This window comes from Inquilinus sp. CA228 (assembly GCF_052078665.1).
Taxonomy (GTDB): domain Bacteria; phylum Pseudomonadota; class Alphaproteobacteria; order DSM-16000; family Inquilinaceae; genus Inquilinus.
The window spans coordinates 1-23,992 of record NZ_JBQJIK010000104.1 but is presented as its reverse complement, the minus strand read 5'-3'; the positions used below and the strand labels follow the sequence as shown (position 1 = coordinate 23,992).

At 69.8% G+C, this 23,992-nt stretch carries 23 protein-coding genes; 12 read left to right on the top strand and 11 right to left on the bottom strand.

Going from position 1 to position 23,992, the window contains the following annotated elements; translation table 11 throughout:
* Nucleotides 1-300 precede the first annotated feature (300 nt).
* Both ACTOWL_RS34280 and ACTOWL_RS34275 read right to left on the bottom strand, forming a co-directional pair.
* Complete coding sequence (locus tag ACTOWL_RS34280) at nt 301-717, bottom strand: cupin domain-containing protein (protein WP_441325789.1); 417 nt, start codon at nt 715-717, stop codon at nt 301-303.
* An 11-nt stretch (nt 718-728) separates the two neighbouring features.
* Nucleotides 729-1,790, bottom strand: coding sequence for an isocitrate/isopropylmalate dehydrogenase family protein (locus ACTOWL_RS34275; protein WP_441325788.1), 1,062 nt, complete (start codon nt 1,788-1,790; stop codon nt 729-731).
* A gap of 137 nt (nt 1,791-1,927) precedes the next feature.
* Between ACTOWL_RS34275 and ACTOWL_RS34270 the strand changes: the two genes are divergently transcribed.
* The 9 genes from ACTOWL_RS34270 to ACTOWL_RS34230 all read left to right on the top strand — a co-directional run bounded on the left by ACTOWL_RS34270 (nt 1,928) and on the right by ACTOWL_RS34230 (nt 10,627).
* Complete coding sequence (locus ACTOWL_RS34270; RefSeq protein WP_441325787.1) at nt 1,928-3,436, top strand: serine hydrolase domain-containing protein; 1,509 nt, start codon at nt 1,928-1,930, stop codon at nt 3,434-3,436.
* Nucleotides 3,437-3,452: 16 nt separating this feature from the next.
* Nucleotides 3,453-4,103, top strand: coding sequence for an SGNH/GDSL hydrolase family protein (locus tag ACTOWL_RS34265; RefSeq protein WP_441325786.1), 651 nt, complete (start codon nt 3,453-3,455; stop codon nt 4,101-4,103).
* 175 nt (nt 4,104-4,278) lie between these two features.
* Complete coding sequence (locus ACTOWL_RS34260) at nt 4,279-5,781, top strand: mechanosensitive ion channel family protein (protein ID WP_441325785.1); 1,503 nt, start codon at nt 4,279-4,281, stop codon at nt 5,779-5,781.
* A gap of 102 nt (nt 5,782-5,883) precedes the next feature.
* Nucleotides 5,884-6,420: an RrF2 family transcriptional regulator gene (locus tag ACTOWL_RS34255; protein WP_441325784.1), complete on the top strand. Its 537-nt coding sequence runs from the start codon at nt 5,884-5,886 to the stop codon at nt 6,418-6,420.
* A gap of 15 nt (nt 6,421-6,435) precedes the next feature.
* Entirely contained in the window at nt 6,436-7,086 is a 651-nt protein-coding gene (locus ACTOWL_RS34250) for a response regulator transcription factor (protein WP_441325783.1), read from the top strand.
* Between the two features lie 59 nt (nt 7,087-7,145).
* Nucleotides 7,146-7,550 (top strand): response regulator transcription factor, encoded by a 405-nt coding sequence (locus tag ACTOWL_RS34245; RefSeq protein ID WP_441325782.1) that lies wholly within the window; start codon nt 7,146-7,148, stop codon nt 7,548-7,550.
* Nucleotide 7,551: 1 nt separating this feature from the next.
* The gene (locus ACTOWL_RS34240; RefSeq protein WP_441325781.1) at nt 7,552-9,231 is read left to right on the top strand and encodes an ATP-binding protein; all 1,680 of its coding nucleotides are present in this window, start codon (nt 7,552-7,554) and stop codon (nt 9,229-9,231) included.
* Between the two features lie 173 nt (nt 9,232-9,404).
* Complete coding sequence (locus tag ACTOWL_RS34235) at nt 9,405-10,166, top strand: SDR family oxidoreductase (protein WP_441325780.1); 762 nt, start codon at nt 9,405-9,407, stop codon at nt 10,164-10,166.
* A 32-nt stretch (nt 10,167-10,198) separates the two neighbouring features.
* A complete protein-coding gene (locus ACTOWL_RS34230) occupies nt 10,199-10,627 on the top strand; it encodes a hypothetical protein (protein WP_441325779.1) in 429 nt (142 codons plus the stop codon).
* On the opposite strand, the gene ACTOWL_RS34225 is transcribed toward ACTOWL_RS34230, so the two are convergent.
* The gene (locus ACTOWL_RS34225; protein WP_441325778.1) at nt 10,618-11,553 is read right to left on the bottom strand and encodes a LysR family transcriptional regulator; all 936 of its coding nucleotides are present in this window, start codon (nt 11,551-11,553) and stop codon (nt 10,618-10,620) included. The two genes, ACTOWL_RS34230 and ACTOWL_RS34225, sit on opposite strands and share 10 nt — an antisense overlap.
* Before the next feature lie 166 nt (nt 11,554-11,719).
* On the opposite strand from ACTOWL_RS34225, the gene ACTOWL_RS34220 reads away from it, so the two are divergent.
* Together ACTOWL_RS34220 and ACTOWL_RS34215 are read left to right on the top strand one after the other, a co-directional pair.
* Nucleotides 11,720-12,652, top strand: coding sequence for a ring-cleaving dioxygenase (locus ACTOWL_RS34220; RefSeq protein WP_441325777.1), 933 nt, complete (start codon nt 11,720-11,722; stop codon nt 12,650-12,652).
* Between the two features lie 76 nt (nt 12,653-12,728).
* Complete coding sequence (locus ACTOWL_RS34215; protein ID WP_441325776.1) at nt 12,729-13,373, top strand: alpha/beta hydrolase; 645 nt, start codon at nt 12,729-12,731, stop codon at nt 13,371-13,373.
* 48 nt (nt 13,374-13,421) lie between these two features.
* Here ACTOWL_RS34215 and ACTOWL_RS34210 read toward each other — a convergent pair whose 3' ends face one another.
* The 3 genes from ACTOWL_RS34210 to ACTOWL_RS34200 form a co-directional block, all read right to left on the bottom strand.
* On the bottom strand, nt 13,422-13,646 hold the full coding sequence (locus ACTOWL_RS34210) for a hypothetical protein (protein ID WP_441325775.1): 225 nt from the start codon (nt 13,644-13,646) through the stop codon (nt 13,422-13,424).
* A 237-nt stretch (nt 13,647-13,883) separates the two neighbouring features.
* Nucleotides 13,884-14,720, bottom strand: a complete 837-nt coding sequence (locus tag ACTOWL_RS34205; protein WP_441325774.1) for an FAS1-like dehydratase domain-containing protein — start codon at nt 14,718-14,720, stop codon at nt 13,884-13,886.
* A 16-nt stretch (nt 14,721-14,736) separates the two neighbouring features.
* The gene (locus tag ACTOWL_RS34200; RefSeq protein WP_441325773.1) at nt 14,737-15,900 is read right to left on the bottom strand and encodes an acyl-CoA dehydrogenase family protein; all 1,164 of its coding nucleotides are present in this window, start codon (nt 15,898-15,900) and stop codon (nt 14,737-14,739) included.
* A gap of 150 nt (nt 15,901-16,050) precedes the next feature.
* On the opposite strand from ACTOWL_RS34200, the gene ACTOWL_RS34195 reads away from it, so the two are divergent.
* The gene (locus ACTOWL_RS34195) at nt 16,051-17,367 is read left to right on the top strand and encodes an epoxide hydrolase family protein (RefSeq protein WP_441325772.1); all 1,317 of its coding nucleotides are present in this window, start codon (nt 16,051-16,053) and stop codon (nt 17,365-17,367) included.
* A gap of 294 nt (nt 17,368-17,661) precedes the next feature.
* Here ACTOWL_RS34195 and ACTOWL_RS34190 read toward each other — a convergent pair whose 3' ends face one another.
* The 5 genes from ACTOWL_RS34190 to ACTOWL_RS34170 form a co-directional block, all read right to left on the bottom strand.
* Nucleotides 17,662-19,950 (bottom strand): beta strand repeat-containing protein, encoded by a 2,289-nt coding sequence (locus tag ACTOWL_RS34190; protein WP_441325771.1) that lies wholly within the window; start codon nt 19,948-19,950, stop codon nt 17,662-17,664.
* A gap of 208 nt (nt 19,951-20,158) precedes the next feature.
* Nucleotides 20,159-20,287: a hypothetical protein gene (locus tag ACTOWL_RS34185; RefSeq protein ID WP_441325770.1), complete on the bottom strand. Its 129-nt coding sequence runs from the start codon at nt 20,285-20,287 to the stop codon at nt 20,159-20,161.
* A 163-nt stretch (nt 20,288-20,450) separates the two neighbouring features.
* A complete protein-coding gene (locus tag ACTOWL_RS34180) occupies nt 20,451-21,698 on the bottom strand; it encodes a calcium-binding protein (protein ID WP_441325769.1) in 1,248 nt (415 codons plus the stop codon).
* Nucleotides 21,699-21,744: 46 nt separating this feature from the next.
* Complete coding sequence (locus ACTOWL_RS34175) at nt 21,745-23,616, bottom strand: calcium-binding protein (RefSeq protein WP_441325768.1); 1,872 nt, start codon at nt 23,614-23,616, stop codon at nt 21,745-21,747.
* A 116-nt stretch (nt 23,617-23,732) separates the two neighbouring features.
* The coding region (locus ACTOWL_RS34170) for an Hpt domain-containing protein (RefSeq protein ID WP_441325767.1) at nt 23,733-23,992 on the bottom strand (260 nt) is incomplete at its 5' end.

Sequence of the window (23,992 nt, the reverse complement as noted above, 5' to 3'; positions counted from 1 at the left end):
CGACGCCCAACGCCGGCGCCTGCAGCGCCTCCTGCTGCGTCGCCCGGGCGATCGACATCTGGATCTCGACCAGCTCCGCCAGCACGCGCAGATCCCCCTCTGCCGCCGGAGCGGCCGGGGCTTCCGAGTTCGAATCGGTCTGCGCCTTGTCCATAGAACATAGCATGAACAAGATCGCAAATTAATACAAGAGAACAATGTGTTAACAGCGGGATGACGCGTGATCGGATCACGCCGAAGCGATCGCACGGACGCGCACGGGATGAGGATCCGTTTTCTATCGGCCGGACGATCGCGACCTCAGCGCCGCTCGGCGTCGATCCGCCTGGTGTCGCCGGTGGCGACCAGGGTGCGGGTGGCGTCGACCGAGGCGTAGGTCCAGAAGATCCGCAGCCGCCCCGGGCCGGCATTGACGAAGCGGTGCGGCACGTCGGCCGGCACCCAGGTGGTGTCGTGCACGCCCATGCGGTGGGGGACGCCGGCGATCTCGACCAGCGCCTCGCCCTCCAGCACCATCACGCTCTCCTCGCAATTGTGCGTGTGCAGCGGGATGGCGCCGCCCGGGGCGAATTCGGTGATGCCGTTCAGCAGGCTGGTGGAGCCGATGCCGCTGGTCACCAGCGGCACGGTCCGGGCGCCGCCGCCGCGCTCATGCGGAACAATCTCCGCCGGGCGCAGGATCGCGGCTTGCGGACCGTCTCGCGTCGTGTCGGTCATGCTGATCTCCCTCAGCCGGCGACCGCGGCGACGACGGCCGCGGTGAATTCGGTGGTGCCGCGGCTGCCGCCCAGGTCGCGGGTGCGCGACGCCGGGTCGGCCAGCACGGCCTCGACGGCGTCCTCGATCAGCCGGGCGGCCTCGGCCAGCCGGGCATTGCCGTCGCGGCGGGCGCGCCAATCCAGCAGCATCGCGGCGGACAGGATCAGCGAGGTCGGGTTGGCCAGGTTGCGGCCCTGGATGTCGGGGGCCGAGCCGTGCTGCGCCTGGGCGACGCAGACCGTGTCGCCGGCGTTGATCGACCCGCCCAGGCCCAGGCTGCCGCACAGCTCCGACGCCTCGTCGGACAGGATGTCGCCGAACATGTTGGTGGTGACCAGCACGTCGAACCGGTCCGGGCTGCGGATCAGATGGGCGGCGGCGGCGTCGACGATCATCTCGTCCAGCGCCACCTCGGGGAAGTCCTGGGCCACGCGGCGGACCTCGCGCAGGAACAGCCCGTCGGTCAGCTTCAGCACATTGGCCTTGTGCACGGCCGTGACCTTGCGCCGCCGGCCGCGGGCGATCTCGAAGGCGGTGCGGGCGACCCGGGCGCTGGCCCGGGCGGTGATCTTGCGCACCGCCAGCGCCATGTCGGCGTCGGGCATGAACTCGCCGCAGCCGGCGACCATGTTGCGGTCGGCGTAGAAGCCCTCGGTGTTCTCGCGGACGATCACCAGGTCCATCGGCTTGCGCAGGATGCTGAGCTCGGGGCGCGAGCGGCAGGGGCGGATGTTGGCGGTCAGGTCGAACCGGACCCGCAGCTCGCCCGACGGGTTGATGCCGCCCTGCTCGCGGCTCGGGTACTCGTAATGCGACACCGGGCCCAGGATCACGCCGTCGGCCCGCGGCACCGCTGCCAGCACCTCGTCCGGCAGGGTGGTGCCCTGCGCCGCCAGCGACGCCAGGCCGATGTCGAGCCGGGAGAAGGCGAGGCCGAGCGACAGTCGACGGTCGGCGGCCTGCAGCACCGCCAGCGTCGCCGCGGTGATCTCGGGGCCGATGCCGTCGCCGGGAAGGACCAGGATGTTCATGCCGCCTCGCGGGAAAAGGGTCTGTGTTGCATTGTGAAGTTTTGCATTTTGAGCGACAAAATGCATTATTCAAGTCGAATCGCGGGGCCGGAGCGACGCGCCGCCGCAGGGCACCGATCCATCAGGAGACGGCAGACGTGACCACCAGCATCAGGCTTCCGCGCGCGACCCCGGCCGAAAAGGGCGTCGACCCGGCCGGCATCCTGGCCTTCCTCGACGAGGTGGCGGCCGGCGGGCTCGAGCTGCACAGCTTCATGATGTTCCGCGGCGGCGCGGTGGTGGCGGAAGGTTTTTGGGAACCCTACGGCCCAGACCGCGTGCACATGCAGCATTCGGCGACCAAGAGCTGGACCGCCGCGGCCGTCGGCCTGGCGATCGGCGAGGGCCGCTTCGCCCTGGACGACAAAGTGGTCGGCTTCTTCCCGGACCAGCTGCCGGCGCAGGTCAGCGACAACCTGGCGGCGATGACGGTGCGCGACCTGCTGACCATGCGCAGCGGCCACACCACCGGCATCTCCGGCGGCGAATGGCGCCGCATGGGCGGCAGCTGGGTCGAGGCGTTCCTGCGCGAGCCGGTGGACGAGGCGCCGGGCCGCACCTTCATCTACAGCAGCGCCTCCAGCTACATGCTGTCGGCCATCGTCACCAAGGTGACCGGCCAGACCGTGCGCGACTATCTGGAACCGCGGCTGTTCCGGCCGCTCGGCATGGGGCCGATCCTGTGGGACGTCTCGCCAGAAGGCGTCAGCAGCGGCGGCAACGGCCTGTGCTGCGTCACCGAGGACGTGGTCAAGTTCGGCGCGCTGCACCTGCAGGGCGGGGTCTGGGACGGCCGGCAGGTGCTGCCGGCCGAGTGGGTGCGGGAGGCGACGCGCAACCAGGTCGAGGAGGTCTGGATGGCCGATCTCGACGGCAAGCGCTTCCGCCCGCGCGACCCGTCCCAGCGGTCGCCTGCCGACAAACGCGAGGGCTATGGCTACCAGTGGTGGATGACGCCGCATGACGGCTACCGCGCCTCCGGCGTCTATGGCCAGCAATGCGTGATCCTGCCGGCGCAGGACGCGGTGATCGTGGTCACCGCGGCGATGCGCAACGGCGACCGCCGCCTGATGTCCGCACTGTGGTCGCATCTCTTCCCGGCCCCGGCCGGCGCTGGCCCCGACGCCGCCCGGCTGCAGCCGGAGCTGGAGGCGCGCCTGGCCGCCCTGGCGCTGCCCGAGGCCGAGGGCGCGGCGCAGTCGTCCGTGGCGGCGGCGGTCGACGGCCGGCGCTTCGTGTTCGACGCCAACGAGGATGGGGTCGACGCCATCTCACTGGACTTCACCGCAGACCGCGTCGTCTTCAGCCTGTCCGACCATCGTGGCACGCACCGGATCGACTCCGGGCTCGGCCACGCAGTCGAGGGCGACACCAGCATGACCGGCAATCTGCTGCACCACGAGTACCAGCCGGAGTCGCTGCGGGTGATCGCCCGCGGCGTCTGGCGCGACGAGCGCCGGCTGGAGATGACCTGGCGCTTCGTCGAGACCGCGTTCTGTGACACGGTGACCCTGACCTTCGGCGACGGCGACGTCCGGCTGGACCGCCGGGTCAACACCAATGCCGGGCCGCTGGAGCGGCCGACGCTGCTGGGGCGGGCGGCGTGAGAGCGGAGCGACGAGCGTGAGCGACGTGAAGACCATCCTCGCCTTCGGCGACAGCCTGACTTACGGCGCCGACGTCGAGACCGGCGGCCGCCACCGCTTCGAGGATCGCTGGCCCAGCGTGCTGGAGGCGGGGCTGGAGGGATCGGCCCGGGTGATCGCCGAAGGCCTCGGCGGGCGCACCACCATGTTCGACGACCATGGCGCGGCGGCCGACCGCAACGGCGCACGCATCCTGCCGACGCTGCTGGGCAGCCACTACCCCCTGGACCTCGTGGTCATCCTGCTCGGCACCAACGACCTGAAGCCGCATGTCTGCGGCACCGCCCTGGGCGCCGGCTCCGGAATCGAGCGGCTGGCCGAGATCGCCAGGACCTATCCCTATGGCCGGGGCGCCGCCGCCCCGCAGGTGCTGATCGTCTCGCCGCCGCTGTTCGGGCAGACCGTGGGCGGCGATTGGCAGCCCTCCGGCGGCCGCAGCATCGCCGAATCGCAGAAGCTGGCGCCGCGCTACCGGGCGGCGGCGGAGTATTGCGGCTGCGCCTTCTTCGACGCCGCGGGCGTGGCGGTCGCGTCGCCGGTCGACGGCGTGCATCTCGACGCCGCGAATACGCGGGCGATCGGCCAAGCGCTGGTGCCGGTCGTCCGGCAGCTGCTGGCCGAGCGCTGACGACAGCACCGAGGCTCGGCCCACCTATGCCGCGGTATGGGCCGACCTCTCCCTCGGGCGGATCGCTCCGGGCCGCACCCGCAGGATAGGCTTGTTCGCCAGGCTCACGATGTGGGCGTCGGTCGACCGGCGCGGGCATCCCGCTCTCCCGTCGCTGGCCGGAACAGGACCTGCGATGGATCAGATGTCCGCCTCGGCGCTGCTGGCGTCTCCGCTCGCGCATCTCGATCTGGTCGGGCTCGCCGGGATTCTCGTCTGGCACCTGATTCCGAGGCGGCGGTCGACCACCCGGCTCGTGGTGCAGATCGGGTTCTTCGCGGTGATGACCGCGATCCTCCTGCACAGCAGCATCTCCCCGTTCATCCTCGAGGGGCGTCGGACCACGGAGGACGGCGCCCTGCTCGTCGTTTCCGCCCGGCTGCTGTGGTGGGTGCATCTGGCATGGGCGATCATCGGCTTCGTGCGGATCTACCTCGTCCTCGATCGGCATCCCCGCGAGGCGCGGCTGCTGCAGGATCTGATCGTCGGCACCGTCTATCTCGGCGTGGCGCTGTCGATCCTGGCCTTCGTCTTCGGCATTCCGATCGGCACGCTGGTCGCCACCTCCGGCATCATCGCCATCATCCTGGGCCTCGCCCTGCAGAACACGCTGGGCGATGTCTTTTCCGGCATCGCCATGACGCTGGGCCGGCCGTTCGCGATCGGCGACTGGATCGTGCTCAGCGACGGCACCGAGGGGCGGGTGGTCGAGAGCACCTGGCGCTCGACCCATCTCCTGACCGGCTCGAACAACGTCGTCGTGCTGCCGAACAGCTTCCTGGCCGGGCTCGGCCTGACCAATGTCAGCCGCCCCGACGAGACGCATTCGGTGTCGCTGATCATACGCGTCGCCCCGACGCGGATGCCGGCGATCATCGCCGACGTCATGCAATCGGCCCTCCTCAGCTCGGAATCCACCCTGAAGGAGCCGCCGCCGACCGTTGCGTTGCGGGGGCTGGACGCGACGGCGCTGGAGGTCGAGCTGAGCTTCCGGGTGGCCAGCCCGGCGCAGCGGACCAAGGCCAAGAACGAGGTCCTCGACCTCGTCTACCGCCATTGCAAGGCGGCCGGGCTGCTGCTGGCGCTGCCGCCGAACGCCGTGATTTCCCCCCAGGATCTGCCGACGGAGGAGACGGCGCGTCCGCCGCAGGTTTCGCCGGTGGAGCTGATCGAGGCGATGCCGATCTTCGCCGCGCTGACGCAGGAGGAAAAACGGGTGCTCGCCGACACGGCCGTCACGCGGGAGTATCGCAAGGGCGATGTGATCGTCCGCGAGGGAGAGGCGCTTTCCTCCCTGATGATCGTCCGCGCCGGCGTCGTCGTCATGCACCGCGACGGCAGGGAAGCCGGCCGGCTCGCGCCCGGGGACTTCTTCGGCGAGACCGGGCTGCTGGCCGGGATGGGAGAGGCCTGCACGCTGGAGGCCTTCACCCGGGTGACCGTCTACGAGATCGATCAGGCCGCCTTCGGGCCGCTGATCGGGAACCGCCCGGCCCTGGCGGAGGATCTCGCCCTCAGCCTGTCCGCGCGTGTCGAGAAAGCCCAGGCGCATGCCGGCGAGGGGCTGGCGCGTGGCCACAGCCATCATTTCTTCCTGGGAGCCATCCACACCGTTTTCCGGAAGAGATCGGCCGGCTGAGCCATGTGTCATTCGTGCCGGTACCGGACGGACATAAACTTAGACTGAATCTGTCCGTGTTTGCTGTTGCGGCTCGTTACTCGGACTGTTAGAGTCCGAGTTATGGCCCATGTGACTGTCAGCGTCGAATACGGCATGCATTGCCTGCTCTGGCTCATCGACAAGGGTGAGACGCCGCTGAGTTGCCGCGACCTCGCCGAGCTTCAGGGCCTGTCGCCGACCTTTCTCGCCAAGATCTTCGCCAAGCTGGAGAAGGCCGGGATCGTCCGGGCGACCGAAGGCGTGCGCGGCGGCTATGTGCTCGCCGGCAAGCCGGAAGACATCAGCGTCCTTGCGGTCGTCGACGCGATCGAGGGCCGCAAGCCGCTGTTCGATTGCCAGGAGATCCGCGGCCGCTGCGCCGTGTTCGGGGACAGCCCGCCCGGCTGGGCGCTGGCCGGCACCTGCTCGGTCCACGCCGTGATGCTGCGGGCGGAGAAGGCAATGCGGGAGGCGCTGGCCGCCCAATCCCTGGCCGATGTCGCGCAGGTCGTCTACCGCAAGGCGCCGCCCGAATTCGCGAACGAGCTGCAGGAGTGGATCGACCGCCGGGTCAACGGCCGCGGCCGCAGGGCCGGCGTTGCCTCAACCGTCTCATAGAACCGGATTCGCCCCATGAACACGGTCGCCGCAACGGAGCGCCCCCTGGTGCTGATCGTCGATGACGACGAGGCTGTCCGCTCCGCGCTCCAGGAGCTGATGTTTTCGGTGGGGCTCGATGCCGCCGGCTTCGCCTCGGCGCGCGAGCTGCTGGACTGCAAGCTGCCGGACCGCTCCGGATGCATGGTGCTCGACGTGCGCCTGCCGGGGACCAGCGGCCTCGATCTGCAGCAGCAGCTCGCCTCCAACGGCAAGAACAAGCCGATCGTCTTCCTCACCGGCCATGGCGACATTCCGATGACGGTCCAGGCGATGAAGGCGGGCGCCATCGACTTCCTGACCAAGCCGGTGCGCGACCAGACCCTGCTGGACGCCGTCACCGCCGGGATCGAGCGCGATGTCGCACAGCGCGCCAGGGCCCGGGTCTCCCGGCAGCATGTCGACCATCACAAGAGCCTGACCCGGCGCGAGCGCCAGGTGCTGCGCGCCGTGGCGCTGGGCCGCTTCAACAAGCAGATCGCCTATGACCTCGGCATCAGCGAGGTCACCGTCAAGCTGCACCGCAGCAACGTGATGCGGAAGATGCACGCCGCCTCGGTCGGCGAGCTGATCCGGGCATGGGAGGCCCTTCCTGCCGAGCTGCGCGAGGACGGAGAGCCGACCTAGACCACGGGATAGTTATAAACCGGCCGCGGATGGCGTGACATGGCCGTCAAACCGCGTCGATGAAGGCCGATCGCTTGTCCAAGGTTCACGTTATCGCGATCGTCGATGATGACGAAGCCATGCGCGACGCACTGTGCGAGCTGGTTCAGGTGATGGGCTTCTCGACCGAGGCCTTCGATTGCGCGGCGGCCTTCCTCGCGGGCCTCGCGCCCGGACGGTTCGACTGCCTGATCACCGACGTCCGGATGCCGGGGATGGATGGGATCGATCTGCAGCGCCAGCTGCGGGCCCTCGGCTCGGCCATGCCGGTGGTCATGATCACCTCCGCCCCCGATCCGGCGGGGCGGGCGCGGGCGCTGGAGGGCGGCGCCTGCGCCTATCTGGCCAAGCCGGTGGACGACTGCGCACTGCTCGGTCACCTGAGGTCGGCCCTCGGCCACGATGAAGATTCACCCGGAGGTTGACATGTCCGAGACGCTTCCTTCGGCCGGCGAGCCTGACTCCAGGATCGTCCTGGAGATCGATGCGCTGTATCACGGGTCGCCCTATTGGGAGCTCGACACGGCGGACGCCCGGATTTTCATCGGCGGCGGCCCGTCGGGTGGCGAGCTGCGCCAGGCGAATTGGGTGGCAGAGGTGCTGGGGCGGTCGCGCGTCGTGGACCTCAACGACCGGGCCGTGCAGCTGGTGGGGACGTTTGTGGGCCGCGAGGACATGATCGGCCGGCCCGTCGCGGAGTTCTGGCCGCCGGACAGCCATGACGATCTCGCCGAGCTGATCGCCGAGGTTGTGTCCGACCGGTCCCCTGATGCGATGCGGACACGCGACATCACCTCGCTGCTGCTGCAGGCCCCCTTACTGACGGTGTGGCGCTCGCGGGAGACCGGCGCCGACACGGTGTTCGTGGCGGTGAAGGGCGCCTTGATCGACCATCGGTCCTACTGGTCGCTGCGGGCGAGCGAGGAACGCTATCGCAAGCTGATCCAGCACATGCCCAATCCTCTTCTCCGGGTCGATGCGAGGGTGATGGGCCGGGTGTTTGCGCGGCTGCGGGCGGAGGGCGTCGTCGACATCGAATCCTACCTCGATGCCCATCCGGAGCTGATCGCCTTCGCCGAGCAGAACGTGCGGATCACGGAGGCGAACCCGGCCGCGGCGCAGCTGTTCGGCGCGAGGAGCCCGGCGGATCTCATCGGCCCGGTGGAATGCCTGTTCAAGGCCTCCCCGGAGACGGCCCGGCGGGTCATGATCGCGCATTTCGACAGGCGCCGCAGCCATGCCGAGGTGATGAAGCTGCGCAGGCTCGACGGCAGGCTGCTGGACGTGCAGATCGCGGTGACCTTTCCGACGCCGCCGGAGCAGCTGGATGTGACGGTGGTCGGCCTCAACGACCTCACCGACCGGCTCCGCACCGAGGCGCAGCTGCGCCAGCTCCAGGCCGACTTCACGCGCGCCGCCCGCATCTCGACTCTCGGCGAGCTCGCCACCTCGATCGCGCATGAGGTGAACCAGCCGCTCGCCGCGATCTTCACCAATGCGGAGACCAGCCTGCGCTGGCTGTCGCGCGACGAGCCCAACCTGGCGAAGGTGGTCCAGCTGACGACCCGGATCGTGGCCAGCGCCCGCCATGCCAACGAGATCGTCCACCGCATCCGGGCGATGACGGCGAAACACGCGCCGGAATGCCTGCCCCTGGAGCTGAACGAGGTGGTGGACGAGGCGCTGCTGTTCCTGCGCCATGACATCGAATCCCGCTCGATCCGGTTGTCGACGAAGCTCGGGCTCGGCCTGCCCCGCGTGATCGGGGACCGGGTGCAGCTGCAGCAGGTGATCGTCAACCTGCTGGTCAACAGCGCCCAGGCCATCGGTCACGCCGGCACCAAGGACGGCCGCGTCGAGTTGAGCACCGGGCTCGGCCCCGGCGGGGCGGTCGTCTTCGTGATCCGGGACAACGGACCCGGCATCCCGGAGGAGGATCTCGACCGCATCTTCGAGGGCTTCTTCACCACCAAGGACGAGGGCATGGGGCTCGGCCTCGCCATCTGCCAGTCGATCATGACGGCGCATCGCGGCGGCATCGCCGCCTCGAACCGCCCCGAAGGCGGCGCATCCTTCCGGCTGTGGCTTCCGGCCGAGCCGCGCTGACCCCGACGGGCCGACCTGTACCAAGGTCGAGGATGCCCAATCCTTCGGTGTGCCGGACTAGCGGCCGGCACAATGGTGGCGGAGCCCTGAGATCCACGATCCTTCCCCTCGTTTCCAGGCGCCGGCCACGACGCAGAGCCGGCGCCCGGTGCCCCTTTCGCGAGAGGTGAACCATGAAGATCGTCGTCATAGGCGGAACCGGCCTGATCGGTTCGAAGGTCGTCGCCAGGCTGACGCAGAAGGGCCACCAAGCCCTCGCTGCCGCGCCGAGCACGGGCGTCGACACCACCACCGGCAAGGGGCTGGACGAGGCTTTGACCGGCGCTGACGTCGTCGTCGACCTCGCCAACTCGCCGTCCTTCGAGGAGGGCCCGGCCATGGAGTTCTTCCAGACCGCCGGCCGGAACATCACCGCGGCGGAGGTGAAGGCCGGAATCCGCCATCACGTCGCGCTGTCGGTCGTCGGCACCGAGCGGCTGCTGGACAGCGGCTATTTCCGCGCCAAGCTGGCGCAGGAGAGCCTGATCAAGGCGTCGCCGATCCCCTACACCCTGGTCCGCGCCTGCCAGTTCTTCGAGTTCATCCGCACCATCGCGGATATCTCCATGGTGGATGGCGCCGTGCGCCTGCCGCACACGCTGTTCCAGCCGATGGCGGCGCAGGACGTCGCGGCCGCGGTCGCCGAGGCGGCGCTGGCCGCGCCGGTGAACGGGATGCGGGAGGTCGGCGGGCCCGTCCCGGTCCATCTCGACGACATGATCGCCAAGGTCCTCGCCTACGACAACGATCCGCGCCGCGTGATCACGGACCCGCAGGCGTCGTATTACGGCATCAAGGTGGACGACCGGTCGCTGATGCCCGGCCCGGATGCCCGCCTCGGCTCCACCACCATCGATTGGTGGCTCGCCAACGTCCCCCCGCCGCCGAAGAAGTAGCCGGCGGCGTTCCAGCAAGAAAGGACTCAGCGATGCTGAAGCAGATCTGCATCGGCGTGGCCGTGCTGATGGGGTTCCTGGCCCTGGCGAACGGCGTGTTCATGCTGGTGTCGCCGGACGCCTGGTACTTCGCGGTCCCCGGCGTGACCGACACCGGTCCGTTCAACCAGCACTTCATCCGCGATATCGGCCTGATCTTCCTGTTCGTCGGCACCGCCTATCTGGTCGGCGCCGCGGAGCCGCGATACCGCGTGATCTCCTGGGCGGCCCCCACCCTGTGGCTGGGCGGCCATGCCCTGTTCCACTACTGGGAGGTCGCCGTCGGCATCTGCGGGCCGTCGGTGCTGATCCGCGACTTTCCGGCGGTCACGCTCCCGGCAGCGCTTGGCGTGCTCCTGACCCTCTGGGCGATCGCAGACGCCCGCTCGACCAGCCTTGTCCTGAGGGAGACCTACCGATGACCCCCGCCTGAACCGGGCTGATCGCCTTCGAACAGAGGCCGCGACTTGCCGATCTCGCCCGCCAGAGTGTCGAGGAACACCCGCACCCGGGCCGACTGGCGCAGGTCGGGATGCGTCAGCAGCCAGAGATCCGCGGCGAAATCGGGGTCGGGCGGCGCGAGCCGGACCAGCGTCGGGCGGACATCGCCGATGAAGCAAGGCAGGTGGCCGATGCCGATGCCGCTTTCGACCGCCTCCGCCAGGCCGAGGACGGTGTTGATCCGGTACACGATCCGCTCCGGGGCGATGTGCTGCCGGACGAAGCGCACCGCCTTGAGCGCCGCCAGATTGTCGCCGAGCGACACCCAGGACCGGTCGGCCAGGTCGCGCAGGGCAGGGCGCTCGGGCCGGGGGAAGTCGGCTGCCCGGCCGTAGAGCGCCCAGGCGATCCGGGCGACCCGCCGCCCCACCAGCGTCTCGGGCGGGCTGTCCGTGGCCCGGATCGCGACGTCGGCGTCGCGCTTGGACAGGTTCAGGGGCTCGTTGCTGAGCACGACGTCCAGCCGCACATCGGGGCATTCGCGCTGGAATCGCGCGAACAGCGGGGTCAGCAAATGGATCAGCAGGGAATCATTGGTGGTGACGCGCAGTTCGCCGGCGGGCGAGATCGTCCGGCCGGCGACCTTGCGGGTGAAGCCGGTGATGTCGCCGTCAAGGCGGGCCGCCAGCTCCACCATCTCCTCGCCGACCGGGGTCAGCGCGTAGCCGGTGCGATGCCGCTCGAACAGCACCGTGCCGAGGGCCTGCTCGACCTGCCCGAGGCGGCGGAACACCGTGGAGTGGTTGAGGCCGAGCCGGGCGGCCGCTCCGGCCAGGCCACGGGAATCCGCGATGGCCTTGATCAGGCGGAAATCATCCCAGGAGACGGTGCCGAAAAGCTCGCTCATATCCTCGATCCTGCCAAGCTGTTCCTTTCCGTGACGCAAGGCAGATTGCCTGAGCGCAACGGTATCTTTGCATGAGTGCAAGCAATTGGCCATCGGCCCGGGACGTGATCGGTATTATCTGAAGGGCCACGGGCGGGCCAATGGGCTCGCGATCTGGAGGTACATCATGCGCAGCAGCGGCATTCACCACGTCACGGCGATCGCGGGGCCGGCCCAGCGGAACCTCGACTTCTACACGCGGGTGCTCGGGCTCCGCCTGGTGAAGAAGACGGTCAATTTCGACGATCCCGGCACCTATCACCTCTACTATGGCGACAAGGCCGGCCAGCCCGGCACGATCCTGACCTTCTTCCCCTGGGCCCATGTCGCGCCGGGGCGCCTCGGCAGCGGCGAGACGCAGGAGACGGTGTTCCGCGTGCCGGAGGGGGCGATCGGCTATTGGGTGCGGCGCTTCGTCGAGAAGGGCGTGCCGCACCAGGCCGTCGCGCAGCGCTTCGGCGAGACCGTGCTGGCCTTCAAGGACCCGGACGGCATGCGCCTGGCCCTCGTCGCGGTCCCCGGGATCGGCAACGAGCCCGGCTGGGCCGGCGGCGACGTTCCCGCGGAGCACGCGATCCGCGGCTTCCACAGCGTCAGCCTGCTGCTCGAGGACACGGCCGCGACCGGCGCGGTGCTCGACGACGTGCTCGGCTTCACCGAGATCGGGCGGGACGGGGCCGTGGTCCGCTACCGGGCCGGCGACACCGCGATCGGCGGCATCGTCGATCTGCAGGCGGCCGGCGGCGCCCTGCCCAGCCGTCCCGGCGCCGGCTCGGTGCACCACATCGCCTTCCGCGCCGCCGACGACGCGGCCCAGGCCGAGATGGTGAAGCGGCTGGCCGAGAACCACCGGCTGCTCACCACCGAGCAGAAGGATCGCGCCTATTTCCGCTCGGTCTATTTCCGCGAGCCGGGGCACGTGCTGTTCGAGATCGCGACCGACATCCCGGGCTTCGCGGTCGACGAGCCGGCGGCCACGCTCGGCCAGGCGCTGAAGCTGCCGCGCTTCCTGGAGCCGCATCGCACCGAGATCGAGCGGGTCCTGCCGGACGTCGCCTGACATCTGGAGATCAGCCTTTGCCGGACGCCCCCGCGGCGTCCGGACCCGGTTCATGCCAGAGATCGGAGCTTGCGCGATGACCCAAGCCTTCATCCATCGGTTCGAGCCCGGCGCGGAGCCGGGCGCGCCGCCGCTCCTGCTGCTGCACGGCACGGGCGGCGACGAGGCCGACCTGCTGCCGCTGGGGCGCGCGGTCGCCCCGGGCTCGGCGCTGCTGTCGCCCCGCGGCAAGGTGCTGGAAGGCGGGATGCCGCGCTTCTTCCGCCGGCTGCGGGAGGGCGTGTTCGACGAGGAGGATGTCCGGGCCCGGGCGCATGAGCTGGCGGATTTCGTCGCCGAAGCCCGTGCGGCCTATGGCCTGCCGGCCCCGGTGGCGCTGGGCTTCTCCAACGGAGCGAACATCGCCGCCGCCATGCTGCAGCTGCGGCCGGAGGCGCTGGCCGGCGCCATCCTGTTGCGGGCGATGGTGCCGCTCGGCGATCCTCCGCCCGTGGAACTGCGCGGCAAGCCGGTGCTGCTGCTGTCGGGCCAGCTGGACCCGATCGTGCCGGCCGACAACGCGGCGCGCCTCGCCGGACTGCTCAGGGATGCCGGCGCCGCTGTCCGGCACCGCGTCCTGCCCTCGGGCCACGGCCTGTCGCAGGCCGACGTCGCGACCGCGAGCGCCTGGCTGCAGGAGCTTGCGGCGTCATCGCCGGCCCCGGCCGATCAGCACGGCTAAAGGGCGCTGCCGGCATACTGCCCAAGCCCTCCGAACGGCCAGCCGATCTCAGCGGGCTTGGGCGGACCGGGAGGCCGCCATCGCGATGCAGCTGGGTGCGCCGAAGGGGTCCGCCGTCGCGATGGCGGTCGGCTCCGTCCCGGTGGCCATCGGACGGGTGAGAAGATGGACGGGGGTTTCGTCGCCCGTCCCGTCCGCGGCGTCGGAGGCGATCGAGACACCCAGCACCGTGACCAGGGACAGGATGGCGAAGCCGCAGATGGCGGCCGTCACCCTCGTTCCGCTCGCGGGCGTCGGACGGTGGGTGCCGGTTCCTTGTGCGTGCCGCATGATGTGCCTCCGCTCCAGTTCCCATAGAGGCTAAGGCCGAAGCCGCGTGCCGCCCTATTGCCCATTGGCGTCTGCGTTGCTGGGCATTGGTTGGGGTGACCTATACCTTGGTCTGGGAAAGGGCCCGGCCGGGGGCGGGCGCGGGGACGAAGATCGGCGCGACGACGTCGACAGGCGCCGTCAGGTCCAGCCGGCCTCCGCCGTCGTCGCCACCGGCCCGTTCTCCCGGGCGGTCCACAGCGTCAGCCCGTCGCCGCTCTCCTTGGCATGAAGGAAGACAGGGTCGTCGTCGAACAGCGGCGACAGGCTGCGGAAGTCGAACCGCGCCGGCGGCGTGCCCCGGAGCTCCGCCGCGAAGTGCAGCAGCAGTGTCGCCTGCAGCGGTCCGTGAACCACGAGCCCGGGATAACCCTCGACCTCGGTGACGTAGCGGCGGTCGTAATGGATGCGGTGGCCGTTGAAGGTCAGGGCGGAGTAGCGGAGCAACAGGGGCGGGGACGCGTCGACCCGGCGCCGGTGGCGGCCGGGCTCGGCCGGGGCCGCCTTCGCCGCGCCGCCGTCGAGCCCGCGATAGACGATGTCCTGCCGTTCCTGCAGCAAGGAAAGCCCATCCACCTCGATGCTGTGGTCGACCGTGACGAAGCACAGCAGCCCGGTGCGGCCTTCCTTGGCCACGACATCGGCGATGCGGGAGACGCGGCGCACGCTGTCCCCGACCCGCAGGTCGCCGTGGAAGGTCACGCTGCCGCCGGCCCACATCCGGCGCGGCAGCGGCACCGGCGGCAGGAAGCCGCCGCGCTGCGGGTGACCGTCCGGGCCCAGCGCCGCGGTCGGCACGGCCGGCTGGGCCAGGCTGAAATGGATGAGGCGGGGCGCGACCTCCCCGGCCTGCGGCGGACCGCCAGGGAGATCCAGTGTCGCCTTGAACTTGCGGACGAGATCGGCGGTGACGATGTCCTCCGCTACCTCCTCGCGGCCGATCCAGGAGCGCAGGTGGTCGATGTCGAGGGTCGTCATGCGCTCGGCTCCTTCATCAGAACGACCTCGGCAGGCCCAGCACATGCTCGGCGACATAGCTCAGGATCAGGTTGGTCGAGATCGGCGCCACCTGGTACAGCCGGGTCTCGCGGAACTTGCGCTCGACATCGTATTCGCAGGCGAAGCCGAAGCCGCCATGGAACTGGATGCAGGCATTCGCCGCCTCCCAGGACGCCTTGGCCGCCAGATACTTCGCCATGTTGGCCTGGGCGCCGCAGGGCTGCTGGGCGTCGTAGAGGCGGCAGGCCTCGAAGCGCATCAGGTTGGCCGCCTCGACCTCGATGAAGCTCTCGGCGATCGGGAACTGCACCCCCTGGTTCTGGCCGATCGGCCGGCCGAACACCACGCGCTCCTTGGCATAGGCCGTGACCTTGTCGATGAACCAGTGACCGTCGCCGATGCATTCGGCGGCGATCAGGGTGCGCTCGGCGTTCAGGCCGGTGAGGATGTATCTGAAGCCCTGGCCCTCCTCGCCGATCAGGTTCTCCGCCGGGATCTCCAGGTTGTCGAAGAACAGCTCATTGGTCTCATGGTTGACCATGTTGAGGATCGGCCGGACGGTCATGCCCTTGCCGACCGCCTCGCGCAGGTCGACGAGGAAGATCGACAGCCCCTCGGACTTCTTCTGCACCTGGTCCGGCGGCGTGGTGCGGGCCAGGAGGATCATCAGGTCCGAATGCTGGATGCGCGAGATCCACACCTTCTGGCCGTTGACGACATAGCGGTCGCCCTGCCGCACCGCCATGGTCTTGATCCTGGTGGTGTCGGTGCCGGCGGTGGGCTCGGTCACGCCCATCGACTGCAGCCGCAGCTCGCCGCTCGCGATCCTCGGCAGGTAGTGCCGCTTCTGCGCCTCCGATCCATGCCGGACCAGCGTGCCCATATTGTACATCTGGCCGTGGCAGGCGCCGGAGTTGCCGCCCGCGCGGTTGATCTCCTCCATGATGATCGAGGCTTCGGTCAGGCCGAGGCCCGAGCCGCCATACTCTTCCGGGATCAGCGCCGCCAGCCAGCCGGTCCTGGTCAGCGCATCGACGAAGGCCTCGGGATAGCCCCGCGCCTGGTCGACCTTGCGGTGGTATTCGGGCGGGAACTCCGCGCAGAGCGCCCGCATTGCGTCGCGGATGTCCTGATGGTCGCCGCCGGTGGTGGTGTGCATTCCTGGTCCCTCGGCCTGAAAGGTCTCGTGGCGCGCATCCTGCTGGCAAGAGCCAACAACGCCTCACAGCAGCTAACTGGGCGATTAACCGGCCGCGGCGCATTTGTCGCTCAGGCCAATCGTCGTCCCATCCATGAAAGGAGATCGTCGATGCGCATGGCAACCGGCGAAGCGATCGATCACGACCGCCGCCGATTCCTCGGCACCGTCGCAATGGGCATCGCCGTCGCGGGGGCCGCCGGCCTGCTCCCAGCCGGCCCGGCTGCCGCTGCCACCGGCGACGCCGTCCGCCCGTTCCGCGTCGATATCCCCGAGGCCGACCTCGCCGACCTGCGCCGGCGCATCGCCGCGACGCGCTGGCCCGACCAGGAGACGGACCCGTCGCAGGGCATCCCGCTGGCGAAGCTCCGGCCGCTGGTCGAGCATTGGGGCGCCGGCTACGACTGGCGGCGGGCGGAGGCGACGCTGAACGCCCTGCCGCAGTTCATCACCACGATCGACGGCCTCGACATCCACTTCATCCATGTCCGCTCGAAGCATCCCGGCGCCCTGCCGGCGATCGTCACCCATGGCTGGCCGGGATCGGTGTTCGAGCAGCTCAGGATCATCGGCCCGCTGACCGATCCGACCGCCCATGGTGGGACGGCCGAGGACGCCTTCGACCTGGTGATCCCGTCGATGCCCGGCTACGGCTTCTCCGGCCGGCCGGCCGACACCGGCTGGGGCCCCGACCGCATCGCCCGGACCTGGGCGGTGCTGATGCAGCGCCTGGGCTACACCCGCTATGTCGCCCAGGGCGGCGACTGGGGCTCCCCGATCTCCAGCGCCTTGGCGCGGCTGGCGCCGGCGGGGCTGCTGGGCATCCACATCAACCTGCCGGCGGCGGTGCCGCCCGAGATCCTCAAGGTGCTGGCCGAGGGCGGGCCCGCGCCCGCCGGCCTGACCGACAAGGAGCGCGCGGCGTTCGACGCGCTCAGCACCGCCGCGAAGCGGGGCAACCGGTCCTACGCCACGATCATGGGCGCCCGGCCGCAGACCATCGGCTACGGCCTGGCGGATTCCCCGGCCGGCCTGGCGGCGTTCCTGCTCGGCCATCCCGGCTTCTCGTCCTGGACCTGGGACGGCAGCGATCCGGAGAAGTCGCCGGACGAGGTGCTGGACGACATCACCCTCTACTGGCTGACCAACACCGCGACCTCGGCGGCGCGGCTGTACTGGGAGGTCGGCGGCCGCAGCGTCGTGTCCGCCGCCGCGGAGAAGACCAGCGAGATCGCGCTGCCGGTGGCGATCACCGTGTTCCCGGGGGAAACCTATCTGGCCCCGGAGAGCTGGGCCCGCCGCGCCTACCCCAACCTGGCGTATTTCCACGAGGTCGACAAAGGCGGACACTTCGCCGCCTGGGAGCAGCCGGAGCTGTTCTCCGCCGAGGTCAGGGCCGCATTCCGGCCGCTCCGCCGGCAGCCCTGACCCGGGCGAGCCGGTTCAGAAGCTGACGCGCAGCCCACCGGTGGCGGCCTGGCTGCGATAGCCGTCGGCGAAGCTGCCGTCGTAGCGCAGGAACAGGTTCACGGCTTCCGCCGCGAGGGTGACGCCGACGTCGTGGCTTCCACGCCGCCCGCAGCGACAGGCCGAGCGGGGCGCCTAGCCCGATGTCGAAGCGCTGGGCCAGCTCCGCTCCCAGCATGCCCTGGGCGAGGTGACGGTCCGGCCGGGCGGCCTGGTCGGCCGCCCGCGCTCCGTCTTGCAAGTGCCGGCGATTCCCTAGAGCACGAAGTCGGCCGCGACCAGCCCGATGGCGCTGGTGAGGACGATGTGGAAGTCGGAGGTGCCGTCGCCGTTGAGGTCGCCAGCGATGGTGGTGGTGCCGCCGGCCACGGAGTACCGGAGCTGGCCGGCGACGCCGGTGTACAGGCCGGAGCCGATGAAGCTGAAGGCCTGGTCCCCGGCGACGCCGGAGTTCGCATCGATCGCCGTCAGGTCGATCCGATCGCCCTGGGCGTGGCTGAAATCGGTGACCCGGTCGGCATTGGCCCCGACCACGCTGTGCGTCGCGGAGCTGAACACGAAGCGGTCGGCGCCGGCCAGGCCGGTCATCGTGTCCTTGCCGGCACCGCCGTCCAGGATGTTCGACGAGCCGTTGCCGGTGATGGTGTCCGCGCCGGTCGAGCCGGTGACGTTCTCGATGCCGGCGAACGTGTCGCCCTGTGCATCGCCGCCGGTGCCGGTCCCGCTGGTCAGGTTGACCATCACGCCCACGCTGCTGCCGGCGTAGGACACGGTGTCGGTGCCGACACTGCCGTCGAGCGCGTCGGCACCGGCGCCACCGATGAGGGTGTCGTTGCCGCCATACCCGGCCAGCGCGTTGGCGCCGGCATTGCCGGTCAGCGTGTCGCCCAGCTGGCTGCCATTGACGTTCTCGATGCCGGCATAGGTGTCGCCCTGGGCGTCGCCGCCGGTCCCGGAGCCGGTGCCCAGATTGACAGTCACGCCGGTGGCGCTGTCGAAATAGGAAGCAAGGTCGATGCCGGTGCCGCCGTCGAGCGCGTCCGCGCCGGCGCCAGCACGAAGGATGTCGTTGCCGCCAAACCCGGCCAGCGCGTTGGCGCCGGCATTGCCGGTCAAGCTGTCGGCGAACTGGCTGCCATTGACGTTCTCGACGCCGAAGTAGACGTCGCCCTGGGCATCGCCGCCGGTCCCGGTCCCGGTGGCCAGGTTGGCCGTCACGCCGGTGCCGCTGTCGAAATAGGAGGCGGTGTCGATGCCGGTGCCGCCATCGAGCGTGTCCCCGTCGAGGCCGCCGCGGAGGACGTCGTTGCCGCCATAGCCGTAGAGCGCGTCGAAGCCGGAACCCCCGGTGAGGGTGTTGGCCAGATTGTCGCCGGCAAGGACGTCATTGCCGTAGCCGCCCTCGAGATTCTCGATGGCCTGCAGGGTGTCGCCCTGCGCGTCGCCGCCGGCAGCCAGGGCCAGGGAGAGATCGACCCAGATGGCGCCGAAGCCGAAGGCATAGTTCGCCGTGTCGATGCCGGCGCCGCCGTCCAGCAGATCGGCGCCAGTTCCGCCCCTCAGCACGTCCTGGCCGTCGCCGCCGAGGAGCACATCCGTCCCGCCGGCTCCGTTCAAGGCGTCGTTGCCGCCATTGCCGACCAGCCAATTGGCGAAGCCGTCCCCGGTCAGGGTGTCGCCGCCGACAGCGGAACCGTGGATGTTCTCGAAATCGGCATAGACCAGGTCGCCGGCAATCGTCTCGCTGCCGAACAGCGCGATCAAGGTCAGGTCGGCGGTCACGCCGACGGCGCTGTCGACAAAGCTCAAGGTGTCGATGCCGGCGCCGCCGCTCAGGGTGTCGGCACCGGCGCCGCCCTGGAGGAGGTCGTCGCCGTCGCCGCCGAACAGGCTGTCAGCCCCGTCGTCGCCGCGCATCACGTCGTCGCCGGTCTCACCCGTCATGAGGTCGTTGTCGGCGCCACCCACCACCGTGTCATTGCCGATGCCGCCGTTCAAGAAATCGGCGCCGGCAAGCCCGATCAGGACGTCGTCGCCGCCCGATCCGGACAGCCCGTTGACGCCGGCCGAGCCGGTCAGGATGTCGTTGTAGCCGTTGCTGCCCTCGATGTTCTCGACATCGGTGCCGACGACGTCGCCCTGGGCCTCGCCGCCGACCCCGACCCCGCCGATCGTCACGATCACGTTGGTCCCGCTGAAGGCATAGGTGACGGTGTCGACGCCATCGCCGCCATTCAGCGTGTCGGCGCCCTCGCCGCCCTCCAGGATGTCGAGGCCGTCACCGCCGTTCAGCGTGTCGGCGCCTATATTGCCCTTGAGCGTATCGCTGCCGGCGTCGCCGTTGAGGACGTCATCGCCCTCGCCGCCGTCGACGAAGTCGCCGTCCGCGCCGCCATCAGCGGTGTCGTTGCCCGATCCGCCGAAGATGAAATCGATCCCGGCATTGCCGAAGAGCTGGTCGTTGCCGCCGAGGCCGGAGATCGAGTCGTCGAAGGTCGAGCCGTTGATGAAATTGTCGGTGTCGTCGCCAGTGAAGACAGCCATGGAAGTCCCCCTTCAGGATCGGGCCGTCCGATCCGGCGGCCTGGGGGGACGATATTCGCCGATCGTATCGGCAGGATGTCGCGGCGGCGGGAGATGTGTATCGTCGGTATCGCGATGGCTGGTGCCGGCCGATGCAGCTGCAGCGGGACGTTCCCCGGAGTCGCATCGCCCGGTCCGCGGCGGGACGCCCGCCGGGCCGGGGGCGCGATCACCCCAGGAACCCGAGCAGGATCGAGCCCGAAAGGGTGGTCCCGGCGACGACCGCCGAGAATGACAGGCCGCCGTGCCACAGCAGCCAGGCGATCAGAATCGCCGCCAGGATCAGGACCGAGATCATACCCAGCTCTCCTTCCTCGCCGGACTCGCAGAAAGGCTTGGGCCGCCGGACGACGATCCCGGCGGCCTGCGGGGAAGCGTAGCCGCCGGCTGTATCGGCAGGATGTCGCGGCGCCGGGAGAATTGTATCGTTCGTATCGCCGCGAGGTGCCGGCACGGGCTGGTCAGAGCACGAAGTCGGCTGCGACCAGCGCGATGCTGCCGGTCAGGACGATATGGAAGTCCGAGACCTTGTCGCCGTTGAGGTCGCCGGCGATGGTGGTGACGCCGTCGCCCATCGCAGTGCGCAGCTGTCCCGCGACGCCGGTGTAGAGGCCGCTGCCGATGAAGCTGAAGGCCTGATCGCCGGCCGCCGCGGTGCTGGCGTCGATCGCCGCCAGGTCGATCCGATCGCCCTGGGCATGGCTGAAATCGGTGATCCGGTCGGCATTCGCCCCGACCGCGCTCTCGGCGATGCTGCCATAGACGAAGCGGTCGGCCCCAGCGCCGCCGGTGAGCGTATCCTTGCCGCCGGCTCCGGTAAGCACGTCGTTGCCGTTCCAGCCCTGAAGGACGTTGGCGCCGCTGGTCCCGACCAGGCTGTCATTGCCCTGGCTGCCCGAGAGGTTCTCGATACCGGTCAGCGTGTCGCCCTGTGCGTCGCCGCCCGTCCCGGCCCCGGTGCTGAGGTTGGCGGTCACACCGGTGCTGCTGTCGTAATAGGAGACGAGGTCGATGCCCGCTCCGCCGTCCAGCGTATCCGCGCCGGCACCGCCGCGGAGGATGTCGTTGCCGATGCCGCCATAGAGATCCTCGCCGTCGGCGGCGCCGATGAGGGTGTCGTCGCCGTCGCCGCCGAAGGCGTAGTCCGCGCCGCCGCCGGTTTCGAGCTGGTCGTTGCCGGCATCGCCGTAGAGATAGTCGACGCCGGCACCCCCGCGGAGGATGTCGTTGCCGTCGCCGCCGCTCAGGTCGTCATCGCCCGCCGCACCGGCAACGGTGTCGTTGCCGGCGTCGCCCCGGAGGCTGTCATTGCCGTCGCCCCCGGCCAGGGTGTCGATGCCGCCGCCGCCGGAGACGATGTCGGCACCGCCGCCGGCGGTGATGCTGTCCGCGCCGGAACCCGCATAGTAGACCATCACTTCGATGCCGGCCGCCCGGCTGCCGTCGCTGCCGGCGGGGCCGTTCAGGGTGAAGCTGACGCCGGTGACGGTGCCGCTGCGATCGACGTTGAGCGTGTCGACTCCGGCCCCGCCGTCGATGAAGAACAGCCCGGCGCCGGGGTTGAGGGTGTCGTCGCCGTCACCCCCGTTCAGCGTGTCGTTGCCGTTGCCTCCGTTCAGCGTATCGTTGCCGCCGAACCCGTCGATGGTGTCGTCGGCGGCGGTTCCGGTCAGGTAGTCGCCGGCCGAAGTGCCTGGAATATAGGCCATGATGGTTCCCCTGGCGTGATGATGGCGTGCCGGCGCGTGGCCGAGGTCACAGCACGAAGTCGGTCGCGACCAGCCCGATGGCGCGGGTCAGGACGATGTGGAAGTCGGAGACGCTGTCGCCGTTGAGGTCGCCGGCGATGGTGGTGACGTCGCCGACCGCGGAGTACCGCAGCTGGCCGGCGACGCCGGTGTAAAGACCGGCGCCGATGAAGCTGAAGGCCTGGTCGCCGGCCGCCGTGGTGCTGGCGTCGATCGCCGACAGGTCGATCTTGTCGCCCTGAGCCCGGCTGAAATCGGTGATCCGGTCGGCATTGGCCCCGACCGTGCTGTGCGCGGTGGAGCTGAACACGAAGCGGTCGGCGCCGGCCAGGCCGGTCATGGTGTCCTTGCCGGCGCCGCCGTTCAGGGCGTTCGCCACGCCGTTGCCGGTGATGGCGTCGGCGCCGGACGAGCCGTTGACGTTCTCGATGCCGGCATAGGCGTCGCCCTGCGCGTCGCCGCCGGTCCCGGCCCCGGTGGTCAGGTTGACGGTCACACCGGCGCTGCTGTTGGAATAGGAGATGAGGTCGAAGCCGGTGCCGCCGTCGAGCGCGTCCGCGCCAGCGCCACCGATGAGGATGTCATTGCCGCCAAACCCGGCCAGCGCATTGGCGCCCGCATTGCCGGTCAGGGTGTCGCCGTACTGGCTGCCGTTGACGTTCTCGATGCCCGAGTAGGTGTCGCCCTGTGCTTCGTCGCCGCTGCCGAGCCCGGTGGTCAGGTTGACGGTCACGCCCGCAATGCTGTTGAAGTAGGAGGCGGTGTCGACGCCCGCGCCGCCATCGAACGTGTCCGCGCCGACGCCGCCGCGGAGGATGTCGTTGCCGCCATTGCCGGAAAGCGTGTCGTTGCCGGACCGTCCGTCGAGGAGATTGGCCGCGCCGTCGCCGGTGAGGACGTCGTTGCCGAAGCCGCCTTCGAGATTCTCGATGCCCACCAAGGTGTCGCCCTGCGCTTCTCCGCCGTGGGCCAGGCCCAGGACGAGGTCGATCCAGATCGCGGTGAGCTCGTCGGAGTAGCTCACCGTGTCCGTGCCGGCGCCGCCGTCCAGCACGTCCCCGTGCGCGCCGCCATACAGCAAGTCCTGGCCGTCGCCGCCGAGCAGCACGTCCGCCCCGAAGAATCCGCTGAGGGTATCGTTGCCGCCGTGGCCGGCCAGCAGGTTGGCGGAACTGTCCCCGACCAGCCAGTCGCCGCCGACGGCCGATCCGTGGACATTCTCGAATCCGGCATAGACCAGGTCGCCCTCGCCATCGATGGTGCCGCTGCCATAGAGTGCGATTGTGTACAGGTGGACCGTCACGCCGGCTGCGCTGTCGGTGTAGCTCAGGGTGTCGGTGCCGTCGCCGCCGCTGAGGGTGTCGGCTCCGGCGCCACCCTGGACGAAGTCGTCGCCGTCGCTGCCTTCCAGCAAATCATTGCCGGTGCCACCGATCAGGGTGTCGTTGCCGAGGTGACCGCGCAGGAAGTCGGCGCCGCCGAGCCCGATCAGGATGTCGTCGCCGCCGAATCCGTTCAGCCCGTTGCTGTCGGCCGAGCCGGTCAGGATGTCGTTGTAGAAGTTGCTGCCATCGATCGACTCGACATCTGCGCCGACGACATCGCCCTCGGCCTCGCCGCCATGCCCGATCTGGCCGATCGTCACGATCACGGCGGCCGAGCTGAAGATGTAACTGACCACGTCGTTGGCGCCGGCGCCCCCGTTCAAAATGTCGGCGCCGTTGCCACCGTTCATGAAATCGCTGCCGTCGCCGCCGTTCAGAGTGTCGGCCCCGGCATCGCCGGAGAGCTGGTCGTTGCCGCCGAGGCCGGAGATCGTATCGTCGAGCGCCGTGCCGTTGATGATGTTGTCGATGTCGTCGCCAGTGAAGACAGCCATGGAATCCCCCTTCAGGATTGGGCCGTCCGATCCGGCGGCCTGTGGAGGGGGAGGATAGGCACCGTTCGTATCGCCAGGATGTCGCGGCGCCGGGAGATGTGTATCGTCGGTATCGCTCAGCCGCGCCCCGCGATCTCCGCCTCGACGCGCCGCAGTTCGGCCGCGATGCGCTCGGCCCGGCCAGCCAGATCCGCGGCCTGCGACTTGGCGCCGTGCTCCAGCGCCTCGGCGGCGTCGCCGAGCGCGCCGGCGCCGACGACACGGGCCGAGCCCTTCAGGCGATGCGCCTCGGCCGCGACATCGGCCGCCCGGCCGTCGGCGACGGCGGACGCGATGGCCGCGGCCGATGCCCTGGCCGCGGCGACGATTCCGGCAC